This window comes from Streptomyces sp. NPDC017993, from assembly GCF_044328065.1.
Classification (GTDB): domain Bacteria; phylum Actinomycetota; class Actinomycetes; order Streptomycetales; family Streptomycetaceae; genus Streptomyces.
The window spans coordinates 340,242-363,513 of the sequence record NZ_JBIRGO010000001.1 but is presented as its reverse complement, the minus strand read 5'-3'; the positions used below and the strand labels follow the sequence as shown (position 1 = coordinate 363,513).

The following is a 23,272-nucleotide window of genomic DNA, read 5'->3' as shown; positions in this document are numbered from 1 at the left end:
GCGCCTCCGCCTCGGCCCCCCCCAGGGCCCCCCCCGGCGGGTTATTCAAACATGGGGGCCCCCGGCGCGGGGGGGGGGGGGGGGGGCGGCCGGGGGCGGCGGCGCCCCCCCCCCGCCACCCCGCGCGCATGCGCGATCGCCTTCTGTGTGCATTCCACTGCGCGGCGTCGACCTGGGGTGGCACTCTGCTGAGCAGGAAACGACAGCAGTACGGAGCCGGAGGTGCACGTCCCGTGGCGTCCAATGTCAATCCCACCGTCAGGCGACGCCGGTTGGGCCAGGAGCTGCGAAGGCTCCGGGAGCTCAAGGGCATGACGGCGGAAGAGGTGGCCGAGCGTCTGCTCGTCTCCCAGTCGAAGATCAGCAGGCTGGAGAACGGCCGCCGCAGCATCAGCCAGCGCGATGTCCGCGATCTGTGCGGCGTCTACGAAGTCGATGATCACCGCATCGTCGATTCGCTGATGCAGATGGCCAAGGATTCGCGGCAGCAGGGCTGGTGGCACGCCTTCGGCGACATCCCGTACAGCGTTTACATCGGCCTGGAGACCGAGGCGGCCTCGCTACGCGTCTACGAGTCCCTGCTGGTGCCCGGACTTCTGCAGACACCCGGGTATGCCGAAGCCGTCATTCCCGGCACGGTCCCCGAGCTCGCGCCCGATCAGCTGGAAAAGCGCATCCAGGTCCGCATGCGCCGCCAGGAGCGGGTCAACGACCCGGAGCGGCAGCTGCGCCTGTGGGTGGTGCTGGACGAGAGCGCCCTGCGACGGGTGGTCGGCAGCCACCTGGTCATGCGCGAGCAGCTGGAACACCTCGTCGAGGTGAGTCATCTGCCGCATGTCACGGTGCAGGTGCTGCCGTACGACACCGGTGCGCATGCCGGAATGTCGGGGACGTTCTCGATCCTGGAATTCGACGACGCCGCCGATTCCAGCGTGGTGTACATCGAGGGGGTCACCAGCGATCTGTATCTGGAGAAGACCAACGATGTCCACAAGTACACGATCATGTACGAGCATCTGCGCGCCCAAGCGTTGAATGCTGACCAAAGTCGGGAGTTCATCGCCGCAGCGGCCAAATCGCATGCGGACGCCGTGGGATGAAGGCTGCCGCGGGGCAATGAACAGGTTGCCCGACGCGATCCGAAAGCGGTCGACGAGGAGGAGCTGGGGAGGGGAAAAGCAGGTCTTCAGCTGCGGAATCAGACATTCCGGTTACTGGGTTCGCACGGTACACCTGGGCCGTCTTCCTTGAAAAGAGATCAAGGAATATGCCATTCGGACGGGTGAACGGCCTCTGTGGCAAGTGATGTTGGCGCGTAGCGTCAGCACTACCGAAATCCACGGCAACTCAGAGTGAGTCGGAGTGAACATGGCCATTCAGCCCAATTCCGCGTTCTCCTGGACGAAGTCCTCGTACTCAGGTGGCAACGGCGCATGCGTGGAAATCGCCGTGCCGACCACCGCAGCCATCGCGGTACGCGACTCCAAGGACCCGGACGGCCCGCGACTGACGTTCGACAACTCCGCTTGGAGCAGCTTCGTGTCGGACGTCGCAGGCGGTTCGTACGACCTGGCGTGAGCTGACCGGACGCAGGCCACGGACCACAGGTCACTGGCTGCACGGCCACGGGGCGGCGGGCCCGGCAGGACCGGCACCGCCGCCGTCCGCGCCACCGCTGCCGCCGACAGGGCAGCATCCGCACCACCGCAACACCGTAGATACGAGCCCTCTCGACTGGATCGCCGTCCTGGCCGAGGGGGCTCGGCCATGCGACGGGCGGCGCCGCCCTCCCCGCCGGCGCCGCCCGTCGCACACCTCCGCAGCCCCGGAAGTCAGCGCAGTTCGGTGACGTACCGGTCCGTCCCGGGAATCGTCGGGATGAACGGCGCCACCAGCTCCACCCGCCCGAGCCCGGAGTCCGCGACAGCGGTGACGCGGTCGGCGAAGTGGGTGGCCCAGCGGTCGCGCGGGTCCTCCTGGAGGAACCACAGCAGCGTCAGCCGGGTGTCGACGCCCTCGACCTGCTTCACATACGCCATGCGGTCGCCCGGCAGCGGAGTCGGCCGGAAGACGGTGACCATGGCCGCCGGCGAACCCGCCAGCCGTCCCGGCAGGTGCCGGTCCCGCAGCCACTCCGCCAGCGCCGCACGCTGCTCGGGCCCGTCCGTGTCGATCACCTCCAGGACCAGCCCGGCGTACGGGTGGTCCAGCGCGTGGAAGTCCCGGGGGCCGGCCGCGCCGTCCCGGTAGACCGTCGCGACGTGGTCCTGGAAGGCCGTGAAGACGTGCGTACGGTCCTGGTGAACCCGGCCGTCCCGGTTGAGGCGCTTGTTGATGCCGACGGTCCACTTCATGTGCTCGTCGTAGCGACCTTCGGTGATCCAGTAGGTGGAGAGGTAGCAGCCGGCCGTGACCGGCAGGGCGACGGCGGACTTCTCCGGGCGGCGCAGCAGTTGCAGGTCCCGGGTGGCGACCCAGCGGCGTCCGGCGAACATCCAGGGCATCGCCATGGCGCCCGCGATGTAGTGGTCGTCCTCGTACCAGCGGTTGTACGCGTACTCGTGGCCCGGGTGCGGTTCGACCATGGTGATCAGCGCGTGCCCGGGGTGCACGCCGTAGGGGCCGACGGCGGCGAGGGCGGCGTAGGCGGCACTGTGGGTTTCCGCGCCGTCCGCGGCATCCGTGGCGCCTGCGGCCTCTGGGCGCTGCGTGGCCGATGCGCGGTGCGCGGTGCCCGGCCCTTCCGGTGGATGTGCGATGTCCTCGGTCATGAGACAGGTGTAGTTGACGGGGCGTCAGAAGGGGAGGGGTGGGGAGCGCCCGGCCGCTCGCCGTCCACCCGGCGTCGCCGACCGGACCACCCCCACGCCGCCCGCCGCCGGATGACCCGTCGGCCTCTACCCTCGCCGCTCGCCGCTCGCCGTCCGGTTCATCATGCGGGCAGGGCTGCGCACCGGGGCACCCGCCGCTTAAGCTGCGCGGCATCTGCAGCTAACGCCGGTTAACGCAGACGATGACCGATTGGAGCCGCCATGCCGGACGCGACCCTCGCCGACGCCGTCACCCCCACACCCGCCCTCGCCGCGCGCGCGGTCCAGACCGGCAGCTCGCCCGTACGCGACATCCTGGCGCTCACCGCGCGCCCGGAAGTCATCTCGTTCGCCGGCGGGCTGCCCGCCCCCGAGCTGTTCGACGCAGCGGGCATCGCGGCCGCGTTCCAGCATGTGCTGACGGAGGAGCCTCGGCGGGCACTGCAGTACTCCACCAGCGAGGGCAACCCGGAGCTCCGGGCGGCCGTCGCGGCGCGCACCACCGCACGGGGGCTGGCCACGGCCGCCGACGACCTGATCGTCACCACCGGCTCCCAGCAGGGCCTCTCGCTGCTGGCCACCGCCCTGCTGGAGCCAGGCGATGTGGTCCTGGTCGAGGATCCCTGCTACCTCGCGGCACTTCAGATATTTTCCTTCGCCGGCGCCCGGGTGGTTCCGGTGCCGACCGATGACGAGGGTCTGCTCCCCGAGGCGCTGGACGAGATCGCCGCGCGGGAGCGGCCCAAGCTGCTCTACGTCGTGCCGACCTTCCAGAACCCGACCGGCCGGACGCTGTCCGCCGAGCGCCGGGCCGCGGTCGCGGCGGTCGCCGCCCGCCGCGGACTGTGGATCGCCGAGGACGACCCGTACGGCGAACTGCGCTTCGAGGGCGAGCCGGTGCCGTGGGTCGCCGCCTTCCCCGGCGCGGAGGACCGTACGGCGCTGCTCGGGTCGTTCTCCAAGGTGATGGCGCCCGGCCTGCGCCTGGGCTGGCTGCGCGCGCCGGCCGCGCTGCGGCGCGCCTGCATCATCGCCAAGCAGGCTGCCGACCTGCACACCTCGACCGTCGACCAGGCCGCCGCGGCACGGTACCTGTCGGTCTCGGACCTGGACGCGCATCTGGAGCGAGTGCGCGGCGCGTATCGCGACCGGCGCAACGCGCTGGTGAACGGCTTGGCCGTCGCGCTCCCCGAGGGCTCGCGGTGGAACCGTCCGGCGGGCGGCATGTTCGTCTGGGCGACGCTGCCGGAGGGCTACGACGCGACGGCGCTGCTGCCCGAGGTCGTGCGGCATGACGTCGCCTACGTCCCCGGCGCGCCGTTCTTCGCCGGCCCGCCGGACGCGGCGGCCATCCGCCTGTCGTTCGTGACGCACTCCCCGGACGAGATCCGCGAGGGCCTGGCCCGGTTGGCGACGGCACTGGGGAGCGCCCAGAAGGAAACGTGAAGGGCGGTTGGGCGCGAGCGCTGGGGCGGACAGGGCCTGCACCCAGCGCCGCCCCAGGTCGGTTCCGGCGCGCGGACGCCCGCTCCCGGTCGGTCATTCCCCTACCGCGCTCCTCTGGCCAATCCCGCACGCGCATCGTAATCTGACGCCTCGTCAGGCAATGCTCTGCGACGCGACCTCGGGCCACCACGCCATGGGCGTCATGACCCCCGAGGGTCGCGACGCAGTCCAGCGCGAGCGGGGTCGGGAGGCGCACATGCTGCTGCGGAACAAGACGGTTGTCGTCTCAGGCGTCGGAGCGGGGCTCGGTCATCAGGTCGCGGCGGCGTGCGTGCGGGACGGTGCGACCGTGGCATTGGGCGCCCGCACCGCGGGCAACCTCGCCAAGTCGGCCGCACAGATCGACCCTTCAGGCGAACGTACGGCCTGGCAGGTGACCGATATCCGCGACGAGGCCCAATGTGAGGCGCTCGCGGCGCTGGCCGTGGAGCGTTTCGGCGGGATCGACGCGGTGATCCATGTCGCCGCACTGGATTCCCTCTTCGGCGGCCTGCGCGACGCCGACTTCGACGCCTGGCACGAGGTCGCGGACGTCAACCTCTTCGGCACCCTGCGGATGACCCGCGCCTGCCTTCCCGCCCTCACGGCGCGCGGTGGCGGGTCGGTGGTGATGATCGGCACCCAGTCTTCGCTCGCCGCGCCCTCTCAGGTGCAGCAGGCCGCGTACGCGGCATCGAAGGGCGGGCTGGTGTCGGCGATGTACTCGCTGGCGCATGAGTTGGGGCCGAGCCGGATACGCGTCAACACCGTGCAGCCGGGGTGGATGTGGGGCCCGCCGGTCGAGTCCTACGTGCGGTTCGCGGCACACAACGAGGGCGTTCCGGAGTCCGAGGTGCTGGGCCGACTCACGGAGCGCATGGCCTTGCCGGAACTGGCGACGGACGCCGATGTCGCCGAAAGCGCCGTCTTCCTGGCGTCCGACCGGGCGCGCGCCATCACGGGCCAGTCGCTGCTGGTCAACGCGGGCGAGCTGATGCGCTAGCCGCCCCTGGCCGTGCCTCCTTTCCGATCCTTCTCCTCCGCCCGGGATCCCGCTCCCGCGCGATGACGCCGTCCGGCGTCTCGGGTGGCGCAGTGGGCACGTTCGGTGCGTTCGGTGCGCCTCCCTGCTCGGTGGATGGCGTGCGTTCGGGCAATGGCGCCCGGCGAAGTGTCCGCTCATCGTGTGTTCGGCGTCATGTGCGGGACAACGGCCCAGCAGGTCAAGAGACGGCAAAATCGTTCGCTTTGCTGATCCTGGTTCACATCTGTGATCGCATTCGCTCTTGACCGGACTGCGCGTTGGACGGTTCAATCCCCGAAGTCCCCGCTCCCGCACGGGGAACCGCCCTACAGGACGTCACGGCGAAGTGATTCCTCGTTCACAAGGCGGACCCCTGGAGGGGGCATGAACAGTCTCGACTGGGCCGTACTCATCGGCTATTTCGGCGTGATGATCGCTATCGGCGTGTGGTCGCACAAGCGCGTGGACGATGTCAGCGACTTCTTCACCGCGGGCGGGAAGATGCCGTGGTGGCTGTCCGGCATCTCCCACCACATGTCCGGCTACAGCGCGGTGATGTTCACCGGGTACGCCGGCATCGCCTACCAATACGGTGTCACCTCCTACGTCACCTGGTCCTTTCCGATCGCCATCGGCATCGCCATCGGCGCCCAGCTGTTCGCGGGGCGGCTGAACCGGCTGCGTTCGCGGCTCGGTGTCGCCTCGCCGCTGGAGTACCTCAAGAACCGCTACAACCTCCCGACGCAGCAGGCCCTCGCCTGGTCCGGCGTGCTGCTGAAGATCGTGGACGTGGGGGCCAAGTGGGCCGCCATCGCGACCCTGTTGTCCGTCTTCACCGGCATGTCCCTCAACCAGGGCATCCTCATCACCGGCGTGATCACCGGCATCTACTGCACGGTCGGCGGGCTGTGGGCGGACGCGCTCACCGAACTCGGTCAGTTCGTCATCCAGTTGCTGGCCGGTGTCGCCATGCTGGTCACGGTCATGGGCGAACTCGGCGGAATCAGCTCGCTGTGGACCGTGTGGGACAAGCTGCCGGACACCCACACCCAGCCGACCGTCGGCCCGTACACCCTGACGTTCCTGCTCGCCTATCTCTTCATCAAGACCTTCGAGTACAGCGGCGGCATGTGGAACCAGGCCCAGCGCTACATGGCCACCCGCAACGCCCGGCAGGCCAAGCGTTCCGCGTGGCTGTCGGCGGCCCTGTGGTTCATCTGGCCGCTGGTCCTCTTCTTCCCGATGTGGGTCGCACCGCTGCTGGTCAAGGCGCAGAAGCCGGACGCCTCCGACTCCTACGCGCTGCTGACCGAACACCTGCTGCCGCACGGCCTGCTCGGTCTGGTCATCGTCGGCTTCTTCTCCCACACGATGGCCATGTGCTCCTCGGACGCCAACGCGATCTCCGCGGTCTTCACCCGCGATATCGCCCCCGCACTGCCGAAGCTGGGCGAGAAGGCGCGCAACTGGTCCCACCGGGCGGGCCTGCTGGCCGCGCGGCTGTCCACGGTGTCCTTCCTGGCGCTGTCGATGGCCATCGCGACGCAGGTCAACTCCCCCACGTTCAAGGACATCATCACCGTCGTCATCAAGTGGGTGGCCGGGCTCGTCGGGCCGATCTCCATCCCGTTCCTGCTCGGCCTGCTGCCGGCGTTCCGCAAGTGCGGTCCGACGGCGGCCCTGACGTCCTGGGCGGCCGGGCTGTTCGCCTTCTGGCTGACCAACTACGGCCTGAGCGATGTCCAGCTCCAGATCCAGATCGTCTCGCCGGTCGCGACGTCACTGATCCTGTTCGTCCTCATCGGCCTCATCAAGCCCGAGGCGACGCCGGAGCGGGACGCGCTGCTGGCGCGGATCAACTCCGGGGAGGACGACGACGGTTCCGCGGCCGCGCTGCCCGTCCCGGAGCAGGGGGACGGGGCGGAGCGGGAGGCGGTCCCCGGTGGTGTCGCGGGAGACGCGGCGGGGGAGGCACCGAAGCCCCTCTGAGCCTCGTGGGGTGGTCCGGGCCGGGTGGGGCCGTCCTCGGGGCCGGCGCGCGTGGGGGCGCGCCCGCCCCGGGGACGCTATGCCCGTGGGTATCGGGCGAGCCAGCCCGGTGCCGAGCCGGCGGGGCCGTGCAGTGCGGGGCCCTGTGTCATCTCCATCGCGAAGTCGTCGGCGAGCTGGAGCATCGTGTCCCGGCCCTCCAACTCGACCAGCCACACGGGCGGCAGCGCCGTCTCACCGTGCAGGGTGCCCAGGAGGTTGCCGCAGATGGCGCCGGTCGAGTCGCTGTCGCCGCCGTGGTTGACCGCGAGCAGCAGCCCGTGCCGGACGTCCTCGGCCACCAGCGCGCAGTACACGCCGATGCTCAGCGCCTCCTCCGCCGTCCAGCCCTGTCCCAGCGACTCCACCCGTGCCGGTGTCGGCATCCCCTGCCGTACGGCGCCGAGCGCGCGCTTGAGTGCGTCGGTGGTCTCCTCGTGGCCCGGGCGGGTGCCCAGATGCGCCATCGCCTTCTGGACAGCGCCGTCGAGGTGCTCGCCCCGTGCCAGCGAATGGCTGATGACGGCGAAGGCGCCGGCCGCGAGGTAGCCGGTGGGGTGGCCGTGGGTCTGGGCCGCGCACTCGACGGCGAGCTGGAAGACCAGCTGCGGCTCCCAGCCGACCAGCAGCCCGAACGGCGCGGAGCGCATCACGGCGCCGCAGCCCTTGGAGTCCGGGTTCTTGGGCTTGTCCAGGGTGCCCATCGCCTCGTCACCGAGACCGCTCAGGCAGGCCCTGCCGGGCGCCCGCCGGGAGTACAGCCACTCCTCACGGGCGAGCCAGCCGTCGTCCGTCTTGCGCTCGTCGGGCCCCCAGTCGCGCTGGGTGACGGCCCACCGCAGGTAGGCGCGGTGCACGTCGGTGGGCGGATGCCAGGCTCCGGTGTCCCGGCGCACCTGGGCGCGGATCAGCCCGTCCACCGTGAAGAGGGTCATCTGGGTGTCGTCGGTGACCGCGCCGCGCCGCCCGTAAGCGGGCACGAAGTCGGTCACACCTTCCTGGCCGTGTGCCTTGCGGATCGCATCGAGCGAATCGAATTCGATGCCGGCGCCGAGCGCGTCGCCGATGGCACCGCCGAGCAGACAGCCGCGGACCCGGCTGCGGAAGTCCTGCTGTTCGGCGCGGCCCCAGATAGCGGTGTTGCCTGCCGCTGCGCTCACTGCGCCCCTCCTGAAGCTCACAACGTCCCGGGGCCTTGCGGGCCCCCTGCCGCAGCACTGTAATCGACCAGGAATGATCAATTTGAGACCAGGTTCGTATTGTGAACAGTCATCCGCGAGGAGGCTTATGACCGGTACGGCCCCAATCGAACGGCCCAGGCCACGACCGGTACGCACCTGCCGCCCCACACAAATCATCAGCCCCTGCCGTACCCCCCTACCGCCTCAGGAGAAACCCGCATGACTCCGCGCTGCGCCGTGCTCGACGACTATCAGGACGTGGCCCTCTCGATGGCCGACTGGTCGCCCCTCGCCGGCGTGGTGGACGTCCGCACCCTGCGGCAGCCGTTCCGCTCCGAGGACGAGGTGGTCGACGCGATCGGCGACTGCGAGATCGTCGTCGCGATGCGCGAGCGCACCCCCTTCCCCGCCACGCTTCTCGACCGGCTGCCCCGCCTCCGGCTCCTGATCACCTCCGGCATGCGCAACGCCGCCATCGACCTCGAAGCCGCCGCCCGGCTCGGCGTCACCGTCTGCGGCACGAGCAGCAACATCGAACCGCCCGTCGAACTGACCTGGGCACTGCTCCTCGGCCTCGCGCGCAACGTCGCCACCGAGAGCGCGGCGATGCGTGGCAACGGCCCCTGGCTGAGCACCCTCGGCGCAGATCTGCACGGCCGCCGGCTCGGGCTGCTGGGCCTGGGCAAGATCGGCACCCGCGTCGCGCGGATCGGTCAGGCCTTCGGCATGGACGTCGCGGCCTGGAGCCAGAACCTGACCGCCGAGCGTGCCGCGGAGTATGGGGTGCACGCCACCGCCGACAAGGAAGAACTCCTCGAATCCAGCGACTTCGTCTCCGTGCACCTCGTCCTGAGCGACCGCACCCGGGGGCTGCTGGCCGCTGACGAGCTACGCCGGATGCGGCCCACCAGCTACCTCGTCAACACCTCCCGGGCCGGCATCGTCGACCGGGACGCGCTGCTCCGCGCGCTGCGCGAACGCTGGATCGCCGGCGCCGGCCTGGACGTCTTCGACCACGAGCCGCTGCCCGCCGACGACCCGCTGCGCACCCTCCCCAACGTCCTCGCCCTCCCGCACCTGGGTTACGTCACCCGCCGCAACTACGAGGGGTACTTCTCCGAGGCCGTCGAGAACATCACCGCATACCTGGCGGGCACGCCGGTACGGCGCCTGGGGTAGGCCGGGCAGGCCGGGGCCCGCCGCTCGCGCCTCTCGTCCCGCTCGCAAGTTCGATACTGGCGGTGGCGCCTGATGGGCATGCTCCCTCCATGTCCGAGTACGAGTGGGATCGCACCACCATGGCCGTCGTCGCCTCCGCGCTCTCCGGCGACAGCGACGGCGCGGTGGAACTCCTCCGGCCGCTCCCGCAGCGCGACGTCTGCCATATCGCCGTACGGCTGGCCGCCATGGCCGCCGACGCGCTGATCGCCGCAGCCCAGGACAGTGGAGGCGACCGCGAGGAGGCACTGTCGCAGTGGCAGCAGTGCATCCTGCAGCACGAGGCGGAGTACGAGGGGGAATGACGGCGCCCCTCCTGGTGAGAGGACCTCCGCCGCCGCCCCCACGCGGGCCGGGACATGGCGCGCTCCCCCACCGGCGCCGGCTCAGTCCTGCCGAATGGCGGTGATGATCCGGTGCGCCCAGACGGCGGGGCTCGGGTCATCGAGGAGGGCGGCGAGGCGGGCCATGCGGGTGCGGCGCCGGCGCGGAGGCATGGTGAGGGCGCGGTGCAAGGTGTCGACCAGGTCCCGGGGTGAGCGTGGGTCGGTGAGCAGCGCGGTGGGGGCGAGTTGGGCGGCGGCTCCGGTGGAGCGGGACAGGACGAGCACTCCGGACCGGCCGGTGGCCGCCTGCGCGGCGATGAACTCCTTGGCCGTGAGGTTCATGCCGTCCTGGAGCGAGGTCACCCAGAGGACGTCGGCCGCCAGGTAGTGATCGACAACCTCGGCGAAGGGCAGGGCCCGGGGAATGTAGTCGACGGGTTGCCAGCTGTCGGTGCGCCAGGTGTCGTTGAGGGCAGTGATGTCGCGTTCGAGGGCTTCGCGGGTGGAGTCGTAGGCACGGATGCCCGGTTCGGGGGGCGGGCAGATGAGGCGGAAGCGTAACCGTCCGCGCAGTTCCGGCCGCTCGGTGAGCAAGGTGGACAGGGCCCGGATCTTCTGGAGCGGGGCCTTGGCGTAGTCCAGGCGCTCCACGGACAGGACCAGCGCGGCCGCGTCGTCGGTGCGGGGGTGCGGGGCGCGGGACCGGGCGAGCGCTTCGACCATGGGGCGGTCGATGCCCAGAGGGTGGATGCCGGTACGGGGCGTGCGGGGGCCGTCGGCGAGGGTCCGCCGGAAGTGGTCGGCGAAGACGGCGGTGTGGAATCCGGCCCAGTCCAGGCAGGCGAGGGAGCCGCGGATCCGGGCGGCGTCGGGGATGCGGGCGAAGGTTTCCGGCGGCGGGAAGGGAGTGTGGTGGAAGAGTCCGAGGCGCAGGTCTGGCCGTGTCGCGCGCAGGATTCCGGGGACGAGCCAGAGGTTGTAGTCGTGCAGCCAGACCGTGGCGTCGCGGGCCGCGTGGGCGCTGATGTGGTCGGCGAAACGGTTATTCATCGTCTCGTAGTGCGTCCAGGCCGCCGGGTCGTGGCGCATCCGCTCCGGTTGCGACATCAGGACGGGCCACAGCGTCTCCTTGCACGCCCGGTGGAAGTAGCCCGTCCACTGGGCGGCTGTCACGGGCAGGATGGCCAGCGGGAGGCCCGTCTCCTGCGACGCGGAGCGGAGTGACGCGGCGTGAAGTGAAGCGTCGTGGCGTGAAGCGCCGTGGCGTGAAGCGCCGTGGCGTGAAGCGCCGTGGCGTGAAGCGTCGTGGACCGGTGCGCCGCCGAGCGGTTCGCCGGGGGGCGCCTCGCCGTGGAGTGCCTCGCCGCCGACGAGGGACGTCGCCCAGACGGCGTCCATGTCCGTGGTGGCGAACATGCTGCGCAGGGTCGGCAGGATTCCGTTCGGGCTCAATGGCCGGCGCCAGCCCCCGTCGGCCCGTCGTACCGGCGGGCGGTGGTAGCCGACAACGACGGCCGCGGTGCGCTCCACCCAGCCGAGGTCTTCCAGGGCGGACAGGATCGCCGCCGCTCCCCGTCGGTCCGGCCGGTGGACGGCGGCGCCGTCCGGTAACTGCTCGCCCAGCGCGGGCTCGGCGTTCCCCATGAGGACGCCGTGGGCGCCGAGCCGGAAGAGGGAGAGGTCGTTGAGGGAGTCGCCGGCCACCAGCACCGAGTCCATGGGCCATTGGTGCTTACGGGCCAGCAGGGCCAGGGCGTTGCCCTTGCTCGCCGCGGCCGGGAGGACGTCGAAGTAGCGGTCCGCGGAGTACGTCCAGCCGCAGTCCAGCTCCCGGACGGCGTCGGTGAGCTGCCGGGAGAGCTGCTCGGGGCGGAGGTAGAAGGAGCAGCGGCCGTCCTGCGCCACCGCGTCCTGGTGGACGAGTTCGGTGAACCCGGCGAGGGCGGAGCGTACGCGGCGCTGCCCCGGCCAGCCCGCCCGCAGCCGGCTCTCCAGGAGGTCCACCCGGCTCATGCCGACGCCGTCGATGACGCTCGCACCGACATCCGCGATGATCCACCGGGGCCGGGGGACGAGCGGGTCGTCGCTGAGGATGCGCTCGACGGAGGGCAGTCCGCGGCCGGTCGCGAAGACGACGGTCACCTCGGGGTGCCGGTCCAGCGCCGCACGCAGCAGGCGGCGATCCGTGTCGTCGCCGCCCAGGAGCGTGCCGTCCAGGTCGGTCACCAGTACCTTCGGGTTCGTGTCCAGGAGGGTCGGTGCCGGCCTCGGCTCGGTCTGCTCGCCCGGTGTCCACGCCATGCTTCCCCCGTTGTCGTCGGATGGGTGTCGGTGTCGGACAGGTGGCGCTGTGCGGTCTCGCGTCGGGTCGGTTGGTCGGCCGGGCAGTGGCTCCGGGCCGGGTTCGGGTTCGCGGCGTCAGGCCGTGACGCGTGCGAGCCAGCGCCGCAGGCCGGCCGTGTCCGGTGCGGCGCTCGATCCCGCGGCGGTGACGGACGCCGTTCCGCAGGCGACGCCGGCGGCGAGGCATGCGGCGAGCGTGCCGCCCGCCAGGCGGCGGTGCAGGAAGCCCACGTTGAAGCAGTCGCCGGCGCCGGTGGTGTCGACCACCTCGACCGGTGGTGAAGGCTGTGCGACGCGTTCGCCGTTCCCGACGGCGACGGCGCCCTCCCGGTCCTGCTTGATGACCACCGTCGGCACCAGGCCCGCCAGCACCTCCAGCGCGTCGTCGACGGTGTGCGTCCCGGTGATCCGCAGCGCCTCGGCGGCGTTGGGAGCGAACACGTCCACCTTGCCGAGCGCCTTCTGCACCTCGGGCATGTCGACGCTGCCGGGGCGGTCCTGGCAGTCCATGAGGACCTGGGTCCCCGTCCGCGCGGCGATGTCCAGGGCCTCGGACACCTCGGGGCCGTACTGGAGATACGGCAGCATCAGCGCCGCGGGCCGGTATGCCGCGATCAGCTCCGCGAGCGGGCGGGGCGGCACCGGGTCCTCGTAGGTGACCATGGCGCGGTCCCCGGGGTGGGACAGCGCGACCGTGATGTTGCGTACGGGGCGGTCGTGGTGTCTGAAGGCTCGCTCGTCGAGATGCTCGTCCCGGGCGGTCGCGAGGACGTGCCGGCTGAAGGCGTCATTGCCGAAGTCGGCGGCCCACACGACGTCGTGGTCCAGTCGCCGCAGCCCCATGGCGAGGGTGAACGCCCCTCCGGGCACCATGCTGAAGCCCTCGGCCCACACCTCGGTCCCGTAGGCGACCGGGCCTGCCAGCTCCCGGAAGACCAGATCGACCGAGTACGCCCCGGCCACCAGGACGAGTCCGGGCGTCGCCACGTCCACCGGCGCGGCCGATGCGGCCCGTACCTCGGGGTGCCGTCCGGCCGGCGGGACGGCATCGGGTGCCCGTACGGACACAGGGGACGCACATGGCCCGTCAGTCATAGCGGAAATGTAGGCATCTGCTCGGTGAACAAAACCAGCGGGCGGCAGACATGGCTGAAAGGCAGGTCGTTGAGTCCTGGACCGACTCCTCGCGGCGCCGTACGCACACCGCCCTGCCTGCTCGTACGGCATGCGTACGCGGCGGGCAGGGCGGGAGCGGCGGACCGGCCGGTCGCCGGACCGGCTACTCCAGCACGGGCAGCAGCTCGGGCAGGTGGCCGTCCGAGGCGAGCGCGGCGGAGTGCCGTTCGTCGGCGACCGGGCCGTAGGTCGTCGTACGGGCCCTGGCCGGGCGGCCCGCGGCGTCGGCGATGGAGATGAGGTCCTGGATGGAGCGGTAGGAGCCGTAACTCGATCCGGCCATCCGGGAGATGGTCTCCTCCATCAGGGTGCCGCCGAGGTCGTTGGCGCCCGAGCGGAGCATCTCGGCGGCGCCTTCCGTACCGAGCTTGACCCAGCTGGTCTGGATGTTGGTGATGTGCGGATGCAGCAGCACCCGGGCCATGGCGGTTACCGCCCGGTTGTCGCGGGTGGTGGGGCCGGGGCGGGCGATGCCCGCGAGGTAGACGGGGGCGTTGGTGTGGATGAAGGGGAGGGTGACGAACTCGGTGAAGCCGCCGGTCTCCTGCTGGATCTGCGCCAGCAGCCGGAGGTGGCCGAGCCAGTGGCGGGGCTGGTCGACATGGCCGTACATCATCGTCGAGGACGAGCGGATGCCCAGCTCGTGGGCGGTCTTGACGACCTCGACCCAGGTGGCGGTCGGCAGCTTGCCCTTGGTGAGGATCCAGCGGACCTCGTCGTCGAGGATCTCGGCGGCCGTCCCGGGGATGGTGTCGAGACCGGCCTCCTTGGCGGCGGTCAGCCACTCCCGGATGGACATCCCCGTGCGGGTGGCGCCGTTGACGACCTCCATCGGCGAGAAGGCGTGCACATGCATGCCGGGGACGCGTTCCTTGACGGCGCGCGCGATGTCGAAATAGGCGGTGCCGGGCAGGTCGGGGTGGATGCCGCCCTGCATGCAGACCTCCACCGCGCCCACGTCCCACGCCTGCTCGGCGCGGTCGGCGACCTGGGAGAGGGAGAGGGTGTAGGCGTCGGCGTCGGTGCGGCGCTGCGCGAAGGCGCAGAAGCGGCAGCCGGTGTAGCAGACGTTGGTGAAGTTGATGTTCCTGGTGACGATGTAGGTGACGTCGTCACCGACGGTGGCGCGCCGCAGATCGTCGGCGATCTTGCAGAGGGCGTCCAGGGCGGGGCCGTCGGCGTGCAGCAGTGCCAGGGCTTCGGCGTCGGTGAGCTTGGTGGGGTCGTCGGCGGCCTGCGTCAGCGCCTGCCGGACGTCGGCGTCGAGGCGGGAGGGCACCATCCCGGGGGCGGCGGCCTCGCGCAGCGCCTCCCAGTCGCCGTAGACCTCGTCGAAGTCGTCGCGGCGGTCGGCGGTGCGGCCTTCGGTGTCGATCGTGTGGTGCAGGTCCGTGCGGCCCGAGGAACTCATCGAGAAGCCTTCGTCGGGCTCCTGCCAGGGGTGGCCCTCGACCACAGCGTCCTCGCGGGCCAGCCCGGTCTCCGGGTCGACCAGGGCGCGGACGTGCGGCAGCAGCCGGGGGTCGAGCCAGGGCTCGCCGCGCTTGATGAACTCGGGGTAGATGGGCAGCCGTTCGCGCAGCTCGAAGCCGACCGCGGCGGTGTGCGCGGCCAGGTCGTCGATCTGCGGCCAGGGGCGCTCGGGGTTGACGTGGTCGCGGGTCAGCGGGGAGACCCCGCCCCAGTCGTCGATGCCGGCGGCGATGAGCATCGCGAACTCCCCGTCGACCAGGTTGGGCGGCGCCTGGATGCGGGTCGAGGGGCCCATGACGTGCCGGGCCACCGCGATCGTCGCGGCCAGCTCCTCCAGTTCGGCGTCCGGCATTCCGCGCATGGCCGTGTCCGGCTTGGCGCGGAAGTTCTGCATGATGAGTTCCTGGATGCCGTGGTACGCCCGCTGGACGCGACGCAGGGCGAAGAGGGACTCGGCGCGCTCCTCGTAGTTCTCGCCGATGCCGATGAGGAGTCCGGTGGTGAAGGGGACGTTGGACCGTCCGGCGTCCTCCAGGACACGCAGTCGGACGGCGGGTTCCTTGTCGGGCGAGCCGTGGTGCGGGCCGCCGGGCTCGCTCCACAGCCGCTCGGCGGTCGTCTCCAGCATCATGCCCAGGGACGGCGCGACGGGCTTGAGGCGCTGGAAGTCCGTCCAGGACAGCACCCCGGGGTTGAGGTGGGGCAGCAGCCCGGTCTCCTCCAGGACACGGATGGCCATGGCGCGGACGTAGGAAAGCGTGTCGTCGTAGCCGTGGGCCTCCAGCCACTCGCGGGCCTCGGGCCAGCGGTCCTCCGGCTTGTCGCCGAGGGTGAAGAGGGCTTCCTTGCAGCCCATTTCGGCGCCGCGCCGCGCGATGTCGAGGACCTCGTCGGGCGAGAGGAACATGCCGTGTCCGTCGCGCCGCAGCTTGCCGGGGACGGTGACGAAGGTGCAGTAGTGGCACTTGTCGCGGCACAGGCGGGTGAGGGGGATGAAGACCCCTCGGGAGTAGGTGATGACGCCGGGGCGGCCCGCGGCCTCCAGGCCGGCGTCCCGGACCCGGGCCGCGGAGGCGCACAGGTCCTTGAGGTCGTCGCCGCGGGCCTGGAGCAGCACCGCGGCTTCGCCGACGTCCAGCGCCACGCCGTCGCGGGCCCGCTTGAGCGCACGGCGCATCGCGTTCGCCGTCGGCGGCACGGGACAGTCGGCGACCGGGGTGGTCTGCCGGTTGATGCCTCGGTCGGATCCCTGGTCAGGTCCCTGCGCGCTGGAAGTCATCCTCCGAGCATACGAGCGCCCGCCGACAGCGCCGCCGTGAAAACCGGCGGGGTGGTGTGCCACTGGTCACGTCATACGGAGGTTCCCTCCGCGCAGCGACCGGGCACTTCCCGGCTGCGGCGGCGCACACGCTAGAAGCCGGCCAGGAGTTCGTCGGAGTAGGTGCGGGTCAAGAACTCCAGGTTGTGGCCGTCGGGGTCGTCGATGTAGATGCCTCGGCCGCCGTCCAGGCGGTTGACGGACTGCGGCTGCGTGTGGCGGGGGTCGGCCCAGTAGGGCAGGCTCCGGGCCTGTATGCGGGCCAGAATCGCGTCGAACTCGTCCTCCGTGACCAGGAACGCGTAGTGCGTGGGGACGAATCGCTGCCCGGCGGCGAGGCTGTCCGCGTAGTCGAGCGCCACGCCGTTGTCCAGCTTCAGCACGGCGAACGGGCCGAACGCCTTGGGCTCGGGGGCGTCCAGCAGCCCGGCCAGGAAGCGTGCGGAGGCGAAGCGGTCGGTGCTGTGCACGATCGTGTGGTCGAGTCGCGGCATGGGATTCTCCTTGGACCGTCGGTCTGGGGGTGCTGTCCCCCTCGACGCTAGGGCGGCCCGGGGCCGGGGTGGATCGGTCTTCCGGACCGACCCGCCCCGCTGTCCGTACGCCGATGGTCCTAGGCGGTCGTCCTACGCCACGCCGGAACCTTGGCCGAAACCACCACCCTGCCTCGGCCGCTCAGCAGCCATCCCGCCCCGCCGGTCACAGGAACTGGGCGAAGTCGTCCAGGGTCCGCAGCACCTCCGCCTCCCCGGCCGGTGGCAGTTGCAGCACCACCTCCGACACTCCCAGCTCGCGATAGTGCGCCAGTTTCCCGGCCGACGGGCGCACCGCGTACGGCACGACGACCGGCTCGCCGCTGCGCCCCGCGTCCTGCCACGCCTGCCGCAGCACCGGCACGGTCTCGGTCAGTCCCCGCCCGCCGATCGGCAGCCAGCCGTCCGCGTACTCGGCGATCTGCGCGAAGAGCTTGGGCCCGGCTGCGCCGCCCAGCAGCGTGCGCGGCGCGCCGTGCGCGGGCTTGGGGTAGGCGAGGGACGCTTGCACGGACGCGAATTCCCCCTTGTAGGCGGTGGGCTCCGCCGCCCACAGGGCCCGCATCAGCGCCACCCGGTCACGGGTCAGCTCGCGCCGCGTCGACCACTGCACACCGTGGTCGGCGGCCTCCTCGACGTTCCAGCCGTAGCCGACGCCGAGGGTGAAGCGGCCACCGGAGAGGAAGTCGAGGGTGGCGACCTGCTTGGCGAGGTCGACCGGGTCGTGCTGGGTGACGAGGGTGATGCCGGTGCCCAGGCCGAGCCGCTCGGTGACGGCGGCCGCCTGGCCGAGGGCGATGAACGGGTCGAGCGTGCGGCCGTATTCGCGGGGCAGCGGCTCACCCATCGGCGCGGGGGTGTCGCGGCTCGCCGGGATGTGGGTGTGCTCGGGCAGATAGAGACCGGCGAAGCCGCGCTGCTCCAGCTCGCGGGCGAGCCGGTCGGGCCGGATCGTCTCGTCGGTCAGGAAGATCGTGGTCGCGATCCGCATGGGCGCACCTCCGCGTCAGGCGTATGGGGGACCGAATGTTGCCGTACCGACCGGCGGTTATCCACAGGGCTTTCCCTCCGTGTCACGGCCGCGTACAACAGTTTTCACACGGCGAAACGAAGCGACACACGGCGAGACGGAGAAACCGGGGCGCGTCGAAGGACGGAGTCGGCGCGAGGCCCCACCGGCGCTGCGAAACCGCAGGCCGCACCACACGGACGAGAAGCGGACGGGGCCCGTGCCGGCCCCCGCAGACCCACCACGGCGAAGCGGCACCCATGGCGCCAAGCACGGCGCCGGCGGCACCACCACCGGCCGACACGTACCACAGAAGTGACGGCGACAGCGACACGAGAGTGACACCAGGGGAACCGACGGCCAGGGGGCGGGATGGAACGACGCGATGTTCTGAGACTTTCGGCGGTTGCGGGCGCCACGGGCGCGCTTACGCTCGGACCTGTGAGCTTCGCCGACGCGGCACCCGCAGACGGCCGGCCCGGGGACGACCGGGCCGAGCAGACCCGCCGGATCACCGGCCATCTGCCCACGGGCGCGCCGGACTTCGTCTACCTCCCGGTCGAAGTACCGCGCGGTGTCCGCGAGATCGCCGTCTCCTACACCTACGACAAGCCCACCGTCCCGGAGGGCACGGCAGGCAACGCCTGCGACATCGGCATCTTCGACGAACGCGGTACGGATCTCGGTGGGGCGGGCTTCCGCGGCTGGTCGGGCGGGGCGCGTACGGAGTTCTTCCTGCGCGCCGACGACGCCACCCCCGGCTATCTTCCCGGCCCCGTCAACGCCGGCACCTGGCATATCGCCCTCGGCCCGTACACCGTAGCCCCGCAGGGGCTGTCCTACGACGTGACCGTCACGCTGCGGCACGGCCCGCCGGGGCACACCCCGCCTCCCCGCTACCCACCCGAGCGCGCCCGGGGGCGGGGCCGCGCCTGGTACCGCGGCGACAACCATCTGCACTCCGTCCACTCCGACGGCAAGCGCACTCCCGCGCAGATCGCGGCGCTGGCCCGCGCCGCCGGGCTGGATTTCCTCACCACTTCCGAGCACAACACCACGTCCTCGCACCGCGCCTGGGAGGGACTGTGGGGCGATGACCTGCTGATCCTGACCGGCGAGGAGGTCACCACCCGCAACGGCCACGTCGTGGCGATGGGCACCGACCCCGGCGTCTTCATCGACTGGCGCTACCGTGCCCGCGACAACGCCTTCGGCAAGTACGCCCGCGCCATCCGGCGGGCCGGTGGCCTGGTCATCCCGGCGCACCCGCACGCCACGTGCATCGGCTGCAACTGGAAGTTCGGCCTCAACGACGCCGATGCGGTGGAGGTGTGGAACGGCCCGTACACCCCCGACGACGAGGTCACCCTCGCCGAGTGGGACAACACCCTCGTCGCCCACACCCGCGGGCGCGGGGCCTGGCTGCCGGCCGTCGGCCACAGCGACGCCCACCGCGACCCGGATGTCATCGGCCTCCCCCAGACCGTCGTACTGGCCGACGATCTGTCCCGGCGCGCGCTGCTGGAGGGCATACGGGCGGGCCGGGTATGGATCGCCGAGTCGTCCGCGGTCGACGTGGAGTTCACCGTCATCGGGGAGCGCGGCCAGGTCGCCGGTATCGGTGAGCGGCTGGCGGCCCCCCGTTCGTCGAAGGTCACCGCCCGGCTGCGGGTCCGGGGCGCCCCGGGCTGCACGGCCTCCTTCGTCACCGACCAGGGCCGCCTGTTCACGGCGCCACTGCCGGAATCCGGCACGGGCACCGTCAGTTGGCAGACCACCCCCGACAACGCCGCGTACGTCCGCGCGGAGGTCCGCCATCCACCGACGACACCTGGACTGCCCGGCCCGATGGCGGCCCTGACCAACCCGGTCTTCCTCGACGGGGCGTGAGGCGGGGGCGCAGCGGGGGGGGGACAGTCCGGGGTGACGCGGGGCGATCTGGGGTTGCGGTGCCCTCTCATGGCACCGGCTCCTCACCGTCAGGATTGGCGGGCGTGGGACGCGAGGCGTTCGGCGTGCGCGATGACGAGGTCGCGCAGTTCATCGGGGCGCTCGATGACGAACGGCCGGTCTAGTGAGGCGAGTGCCGGAGGCAACCAGTCGAGCCGCTCCGCCCGTAGTTCGACGCGCAGCCAGCGCTCGGTCGCCCGGTCCTCGTCCGCCGTGGGCGAATGCTCCTCCAGGCGCGCGACGCCGGCGGGAAGGTGGGCGCGGATCTGCTCAACGGTCCCGTGGATCCGCAAGGTCACCTCATGCCGGTACTCAGCCGTGGCGAACCCTGACAACAGTTGCTGTGCCGGATCGGGACCCACGGGCGCCTCGAACGAGCCGGGCAGGGTCCTCGCGTCCGCGATGCGATCGAGCCGGAAGGTTCGGTCCTCGCCGATCTCCGGGTCGTTGCCCGTGACGTACCACCGGCCCGCGTGGGCGACGATCCCGTACGCGTGCAGCGTGCGTTCGCTGCGGCGGCCGTCGCGGTCGGTGTATCTGATCGAGACCGGCCGGCGGTGGCGTACCGCGTCGGCGATGGTGAGCAGGACCCCGGCGTCCGGGGTGGCGAACTCACCGGGCTGATCCGTGAAGGCGAGAGATTCCAGGAGTGTGTCGAGCCGACGGGCGAGGTGCTTGGGAAGTACCCGCCGGATCTTGGCCGATGCCGTCTCACTCGCGGTATGACCCGCCGTCATCAGCCCTGCTCGGCGGCCGGCGACCAGGCCGAGCAGCACGGCCAGCGCCTCGTCGTCGCTGAGCATGAGCGGAGGCAGACGGTGCCCAGGGGCGAGCCGGTATCCGCCGTAGCGGCCGCGCACCGACTCCACGGGCAGGTCGAGGTCGATCAGCTGGTCCACATACCGCCGCACGGTGCGCCCATCAACGCCGAGTCGGTCGGCGAGTTCGGCCACGGTCCGGGTGCCGCCCGACTGCAGCAGCTCCAGGAGTGTCAGCACACGGCCGGTGGGGCGGGACATGTGCACAGCCTATGGCGAATACAGGACGGATTCTGTCCCCTATTTCTCCTAGCGTGCGGCGTGGAGCAACTCCATCAGCCAAGGAGATCACCATGGACTTCGTCTCGATTCGCATCATCACCAGCGATGTCGCGCGCCTCGTCGAGTTCTACGAGCGCGTCACCGGGGTGCCGGCGAGGTGGGCCACTGAGGACTTCGCCGAACTCAAGACGCCCCACGCGACCCTCGCGATCGCCGGCACCCGGACCGTCCCGCTGTTCGCCCCGGGCTCTGCCCGCCCGGCGGACAACCGCAGCGTGATCACCGAGTTCCGCGTCGACGACGTGGACCGTGTTCACCAGAACCTGACGGGCTTCGTCACCGAGTTCGTCACCGAGCCCACCACGATGCCCTGGGGCAACCGGTCGCTGCTGTTCCGCGACCCCGACGGCAACCTCGTCAACTTCTTCACCCCCGTCACCGCAACGGCCATCGAGAAGTTCGCGCGGTGACGCCAGGCGCAGTCGCTCACGCGGGAGCCTTGTGAACCCGGCCGGCCGGCCGATCAGGCACGTCGCTGCCGAGGTCGGGGAATCGCGCCACTGCCTGACCAACTGCTGTTCCCGCTGGTGCGCGCACGGCGAGGACGGCCTGCGCGACCACTCCTCGCGCCCCGTGACCAGCCCGCCTAGTCCTCGACCACCAGCGCCGGCGTCGAGCGCGTCAGGACCTGGCCGCGGAAGAAGGCCGGGCTGCGGCGCTGCATCACCAGCATGATCACGAAGCCGACGAGCAGCAGGCCGACGCCGATGACGAAGACGGAGCCGACGCCGAAGACCGCGCTGCCCGATCCGTAGGCGGGGTCCCACATGTCGATCAGCGTCTTGAAGAAGACGGCCGCGAGGAGGACCCCGCCGAGCGCCGGGAAGACGCCCTTGAACATCAGGTCGCGGAACGAGTTCCGCAGGTCGCGGCGGAAGAACCAGGCGCAGGCGAAGGCCGTGATCGCGTAGTAGAAGCAGATCATGAGGCCGAGCGCGTAGATGGTGTCGATGAGCACGTTCTCGCTGAGGAAGCTCATCACGGAGTAGAAGACTCCGGTGGCGACACCCGCCGCGATGGTCGCCTTGCCCGGCGACTGGAACCGCGGGTGGATCTTGGAGAACGACGGCGGCAGCGCCTCGTACGCGCTCATCGCCAGGACCGTACGGGCGACCGGGATGAAGGTGGTCTGGAGGCTGGCGGCGGCCGAAGCGAGCACCGCGACGAAGAGCAGCACACCGAGCACCGGCCCCATGACGGGGTTGGCGAGGGCCGCGAAGACGTTGTCGGACGTGTCCGGGTTGCCGAGCCCCGCGCCCTTGTCGCCGACGCCGGAGAACATCTGCGAGGCGACGGCGGTCAGCAGGTAGGAGCCGATCAGCACGATCATGGCCAGCAGGGCGGCGCGGCCGGGAGTCTTCGCGCTGCCGGCGGTCTCCTCGTTGACCGTCAGGCAGGCGTCCCAGCCCCAGAACATGAAGATCGAGAGCGACAGGCCGGCCGTGAAGGCGGAGAAGGACTGGACGGCGAACGGGTCGAGCCAGGTCCAGGAGAAGTCGATGGAGCCGGCGAAGTCGCCGGACTGCGCCTTGATCAGCGCCATCACGACGAAGACGGCGAGCACCGCGAGCTGCAGGCCGACCAGCGCGTACTGCACGCCCTTGGTGGCGGTCATGCCGCGGTAGCTGATGGCCGTGGCGACGGCGATGAAGGCGAGGCAGGTGGCCACATGGGCGACCCGGTTGCCGTCCAGGTCTGCGATGTACTGACTGCCGGTCAGTTCGCCGAGCAGGAGATAGAAGAACGAGGTGGCGACGCCGGCGAGGTTGGAGAGCACGATGATCGTCGCGATCACCAGCCCCCAGCCGCACATCCAGCCGACGCGCGGCCCGAATGCCTTGACCGTCCAGGTGAAGGAGGTGCCGCAGTCGGGCACCGCCTTGTTGAGCTCGCGGTAGGCGAAGGCGACGAGCAGCATCGGCAGGAAGCCGGCGAGGAAGACGGCGGGCATCTGGAGCCCGACCTCCCCGACGGTGGGGCCGAGGGTGGAGGTGAGGCAGTAGACGGGTGCGACGGTCGATACGCCGATGACCGCGCTGCCGAGCAAGCCGACGGAGTTGCCGCTGAGCCCCTTGTTGCGGGTGTCGCCGTTGCGGGTGTCGCCGCCGCTGTTGCCGACGCTCCTTACCGTGTCTCCGGTCTGGGGCCGGGCGTCTACCTGAACCATGAACAGGACGTTAAGCGCTGCTGTTTCCGTATCCGGAAGGTGATCCTCCGCCGGAGTGACCTTTAACATGCAGGCAATTCAGCGAAGTTGATCTACCAATAGCTAGGTCAATCGCACCCAGCACCTTCAAC

General features: G+C 70.9%; 18 protein-coding genes. 9 read left to right on the top strand and 9 right to left on the bottom strand.

The annotated features are described in order from the left end of the window. Window positions 1-233: 233 nt before the first annotated feature. Both ACH4FH_RS01745 and ACH4FH_RS01740 read left to right on the top strand, forming a co-directional pair. A complete protein-coding gene (locus ACH4FH_RS01745; RefSeq protein ID WP_398553719.1) occupies window positions 234-1,100 on the top strand; it encodes a helix-turn-helix domain-containing protein in 867 nt (288 codons plus the stop codon). Between the two features lie 268 nt (window positions 1,101-1,368). Continuing rightward, a complete protein-coding gene (locus ACH4FH_RS01740; RefSeq protein ID WP_398553718.1) occupies window positions 1,369-1,578 on the top strand; it encodes a DUF397 domain-containing protein in 210 nt (69 codons plus the stop codon). Between the two features lie 254 nt (window positions 1,579-1,832). Here ACH4FH_RS01740 and ACH4FH_RS01735 read toward each other — a convergent pair whose 3' ends face one another. Next, window positions 1,833-2,771: a hypothetical protein gene (locus ACH4FH_RS01735; protein WP_398553717.1), complete on the bottom strand. Its 939-nt coding sequence runs from the start codon at window positions 2,769-2,771 to the stop codon at window positions 1,833-1,835. A 261-nt stretch (window positions 2,772-3,032) separates the two neighbouring features. Here ACH4FH_RS01735 and ACH4FH_RS01730 point away from each other — a divergent pair, with 261 nt between their 5' ends. The 3 genes from ACH4FH_RS01730 to ACH4FH_RS01720 all read left to right on the top strand — a co-directional run bounded on the left by ACH4FH_RS01730 (window position 3,033) and on the right by ACH4FH_RS01720 (window position 7,308). Beyond that, window positions 3,033-4,256 (top strand): PLP-dependent aminotransferase family protein, encoded by a 1,224-nt coding sequence (locus ACH4FH_RS01730; RefSeq protein WP_398553716.1) that lies wholly within the window; start codon window positions 3,033-3,035, stop codon window positions 4,254-4,256. 256 nt (window positions 4,257-4,512) lie between these two features. Then, complete coding sequence (locus tag ACH4FH_RS01725) at window positions 4,513-5,298, top strand: SDR family oxidoreductase (protein ID WP_398553971.1); 786 nt, start codon at window positions 4,513-4,515, stop codon at window positions 5,296-5,298. Between the two features lie 405 nt (window positions 5,299-5,703). Then, on the top strand, window positions 5,704-7,308 hold the full coding sequence (locus ACH4FH_RS01720) for a sodium:solute symporter family protein (protein ID WP_398553715.1): 1,605 nt from the start codon (window positions 5,704-5,706) through the stop codon (window positions 7,306-7,308). A 77-nt stretch (window positions 7,309-7,385) separates the two neighbouring features. Here the strand turns inward: ACH4FH_RS01720 and ACH4FH_RS01715 are convergent, their stop codons facing one another. After that, window positions 7,386-8,507, bottom strand: a complete 1,122-nt coding sequence (locus ACH4FH_RS01715; protein WP_398553714.1) for an ADP-ribosylglycohydrolase family protein — start codon at window positions 8,505-8,507, stop codon at window positions 7,386-7,388. A 240-nt stretch (window positions 8,508-8,747) separates the two neighbouring features. On the opposite strand from ACH4FH_RS01715, the gene ACH4FH_RS01710 reads away from it, so the two are divergent. Together ACH4FH_RS01710 and ACH4FH_RS01705 are read left to right on the top strand one after the other, a co-directional pair. Next, window positions 8,748-9,707, top strand: coding sequence for a D-2-hydroxyacid dehydrogenase family protein (locus ACH4FH_RS01710; RefSeq protein WP_398553713.1), 960 nt, complete (start codon window positions 8,748-8,750; stop codon window positions 9,705-9,707). Between the two features lie 89 nt (window positions 9,708-9,796). Beyond that, a complete protein-coding gene (locus ACH4FH_RS01705; protein WP_393892596.1) occupies window positions 9,797-10,051 on the top strand; it encodes a hypothetical protein in 255 nt (84 codons plus the stop codon). 81 nt (window positions 10,052-10,132) lie between these two features. Here ACH4FH_RS01705 and ACH4FH_RS01700 read toward each other — a convergent pair whose 3' ends face one another. From ACH4FH_RS01700 to ACH4FH_RS01680, 5 genes are all read right to left on the bottom strand, one after another. Continuing rightward, on the bottom strand, window positions 10,133-12,373 hold the full coding sequence (locus ACH4FH_RS01700) for a trehalose-6-phosphate synthase (protein WP_398553712.1): 2,241 nt from the start codon (window positions 12,371-12,373) through the stop codon (window positions 10,133-10,135). A gap of 117 nt (window positions 12,374-12,490) precedes the next feature. Further along, on the bottom strand, window positions 12,491-13,510 hold the full coding sequence (locus ACH4FH_RS01695; RefSeq protein ID WP_398553711.1) for a carbohydrate kinase family protein: 1,020 nt from the start codon (window positions 13,508-13,510) through the stop codon (window positions 12,491-12,493). A gap of 184 nt (window positions 13,511-13,694) precedes the next feature. Beyond that, window positions 13,695-16,343: a bifunctional FO biosynthesis protein CofGH gene (locus tag ACH4FH_RS01690; RefSeq protein ID WP_398553710.1), complete on the bottom strand. Its 2,649-nt coding sequence runs from the start codon at window positions 16,341-16,343 to the stop codon at window positions 13,695-13,697. A gap of 131 nt (window positions 16,344-16,474) precedes the next feature. Continuing rightward, complete coding sequence (locus ACH4FH_RS01685) at window positions 16,475-16,876, bottom strand: VOC family protein (RefSeq protein ID WP_398553709.1); 402 nt, start codon at window positions 16,874-16,876, stop codon at window positions 16,475-16,477. A gap of 205 nt (window positions 16,877-17,081) precedes the next feature. Beyond that, complete coding sequence (locus ACH4FH_RS01680) at window positions 17,082-17,906, bottom strand: TIGR03619 family F420-dependent LLM class oxidoreductase (protein WP_398553708.1); 825 nt, start codon at window positions 17,904-17,906, stop codon at window positions 17,082-17,084. A 390-nt stretch (window positions 17,907-18,296) separates the two neighbouring features. Between ACH4FH_RS01680 and ACH4FH_RS01675 the strand changes: the two genes are divergently transcribed. Continuing rightward, window positions 18,297-19,814 carry a CehA/McbA family metallohydrolase gene (locus tag ACH4FH_RS01675; protein WP_398553707.1) on the top strand — a complete coding sequence of 506 codons (1,518 nt, stop codon included), beginning with the start codon at window positions 18,297-18,299 and terminating at the stop codon, window positions 19,812-19,814. An 89-nt stretch (window positions 19,815-19,903) separates the two neighbouring features. Here the strand turns inward: ACH4FH_RS01675 and ACH4FH_RS01670 are convergent, their stop codons facing one another. Continuing rightward, a complete protein-coding gene (locus ACH4FH_RS01670) occupies window positions 19,904-20,893 on the bottom strand; it encodes a helix-turn-helix transcriptional regulator (protein WP_398553706.1) in 990 nt (329 codons plus the stop codon). 92 nt (window positions 20,894-20,985) lie between these two features. Here ACH4FH_RS01670 and ACH4FH_RS01665 point away from each other — a divergent pair, with 92 nt between their 5' ends. Next, window positions 20,986-21,384, top strand: coding sequence for a VOC family protein (locus ACH4FH_RS01665; RefSeq protein WP_398553705.1), 399 nt, complete (start codon window positions 20,986-20,988; stop codon window positions 21,382-21,384). Window positions 21,385-21,560: 176 nt separating this feature from the next. Here ACH4FH_RS01665 and ACH4FH_RS01660 read toward each other — a convergent pair whose 3' ends face one another. After that, window positions 21,561-23,141 (bottom strand): APC family permease, encoded by a 1,581-nt coding sequence (locus tag ACH4FH_RS01660; RefSeq protein ID WP_398553704.1) that lies wholly within the window; start codon window positions 23,139-23,141, stop codon window positions 21,561-21,563. Window positions 23,142-23,272 lie beyond the last annotated feature (131 nt).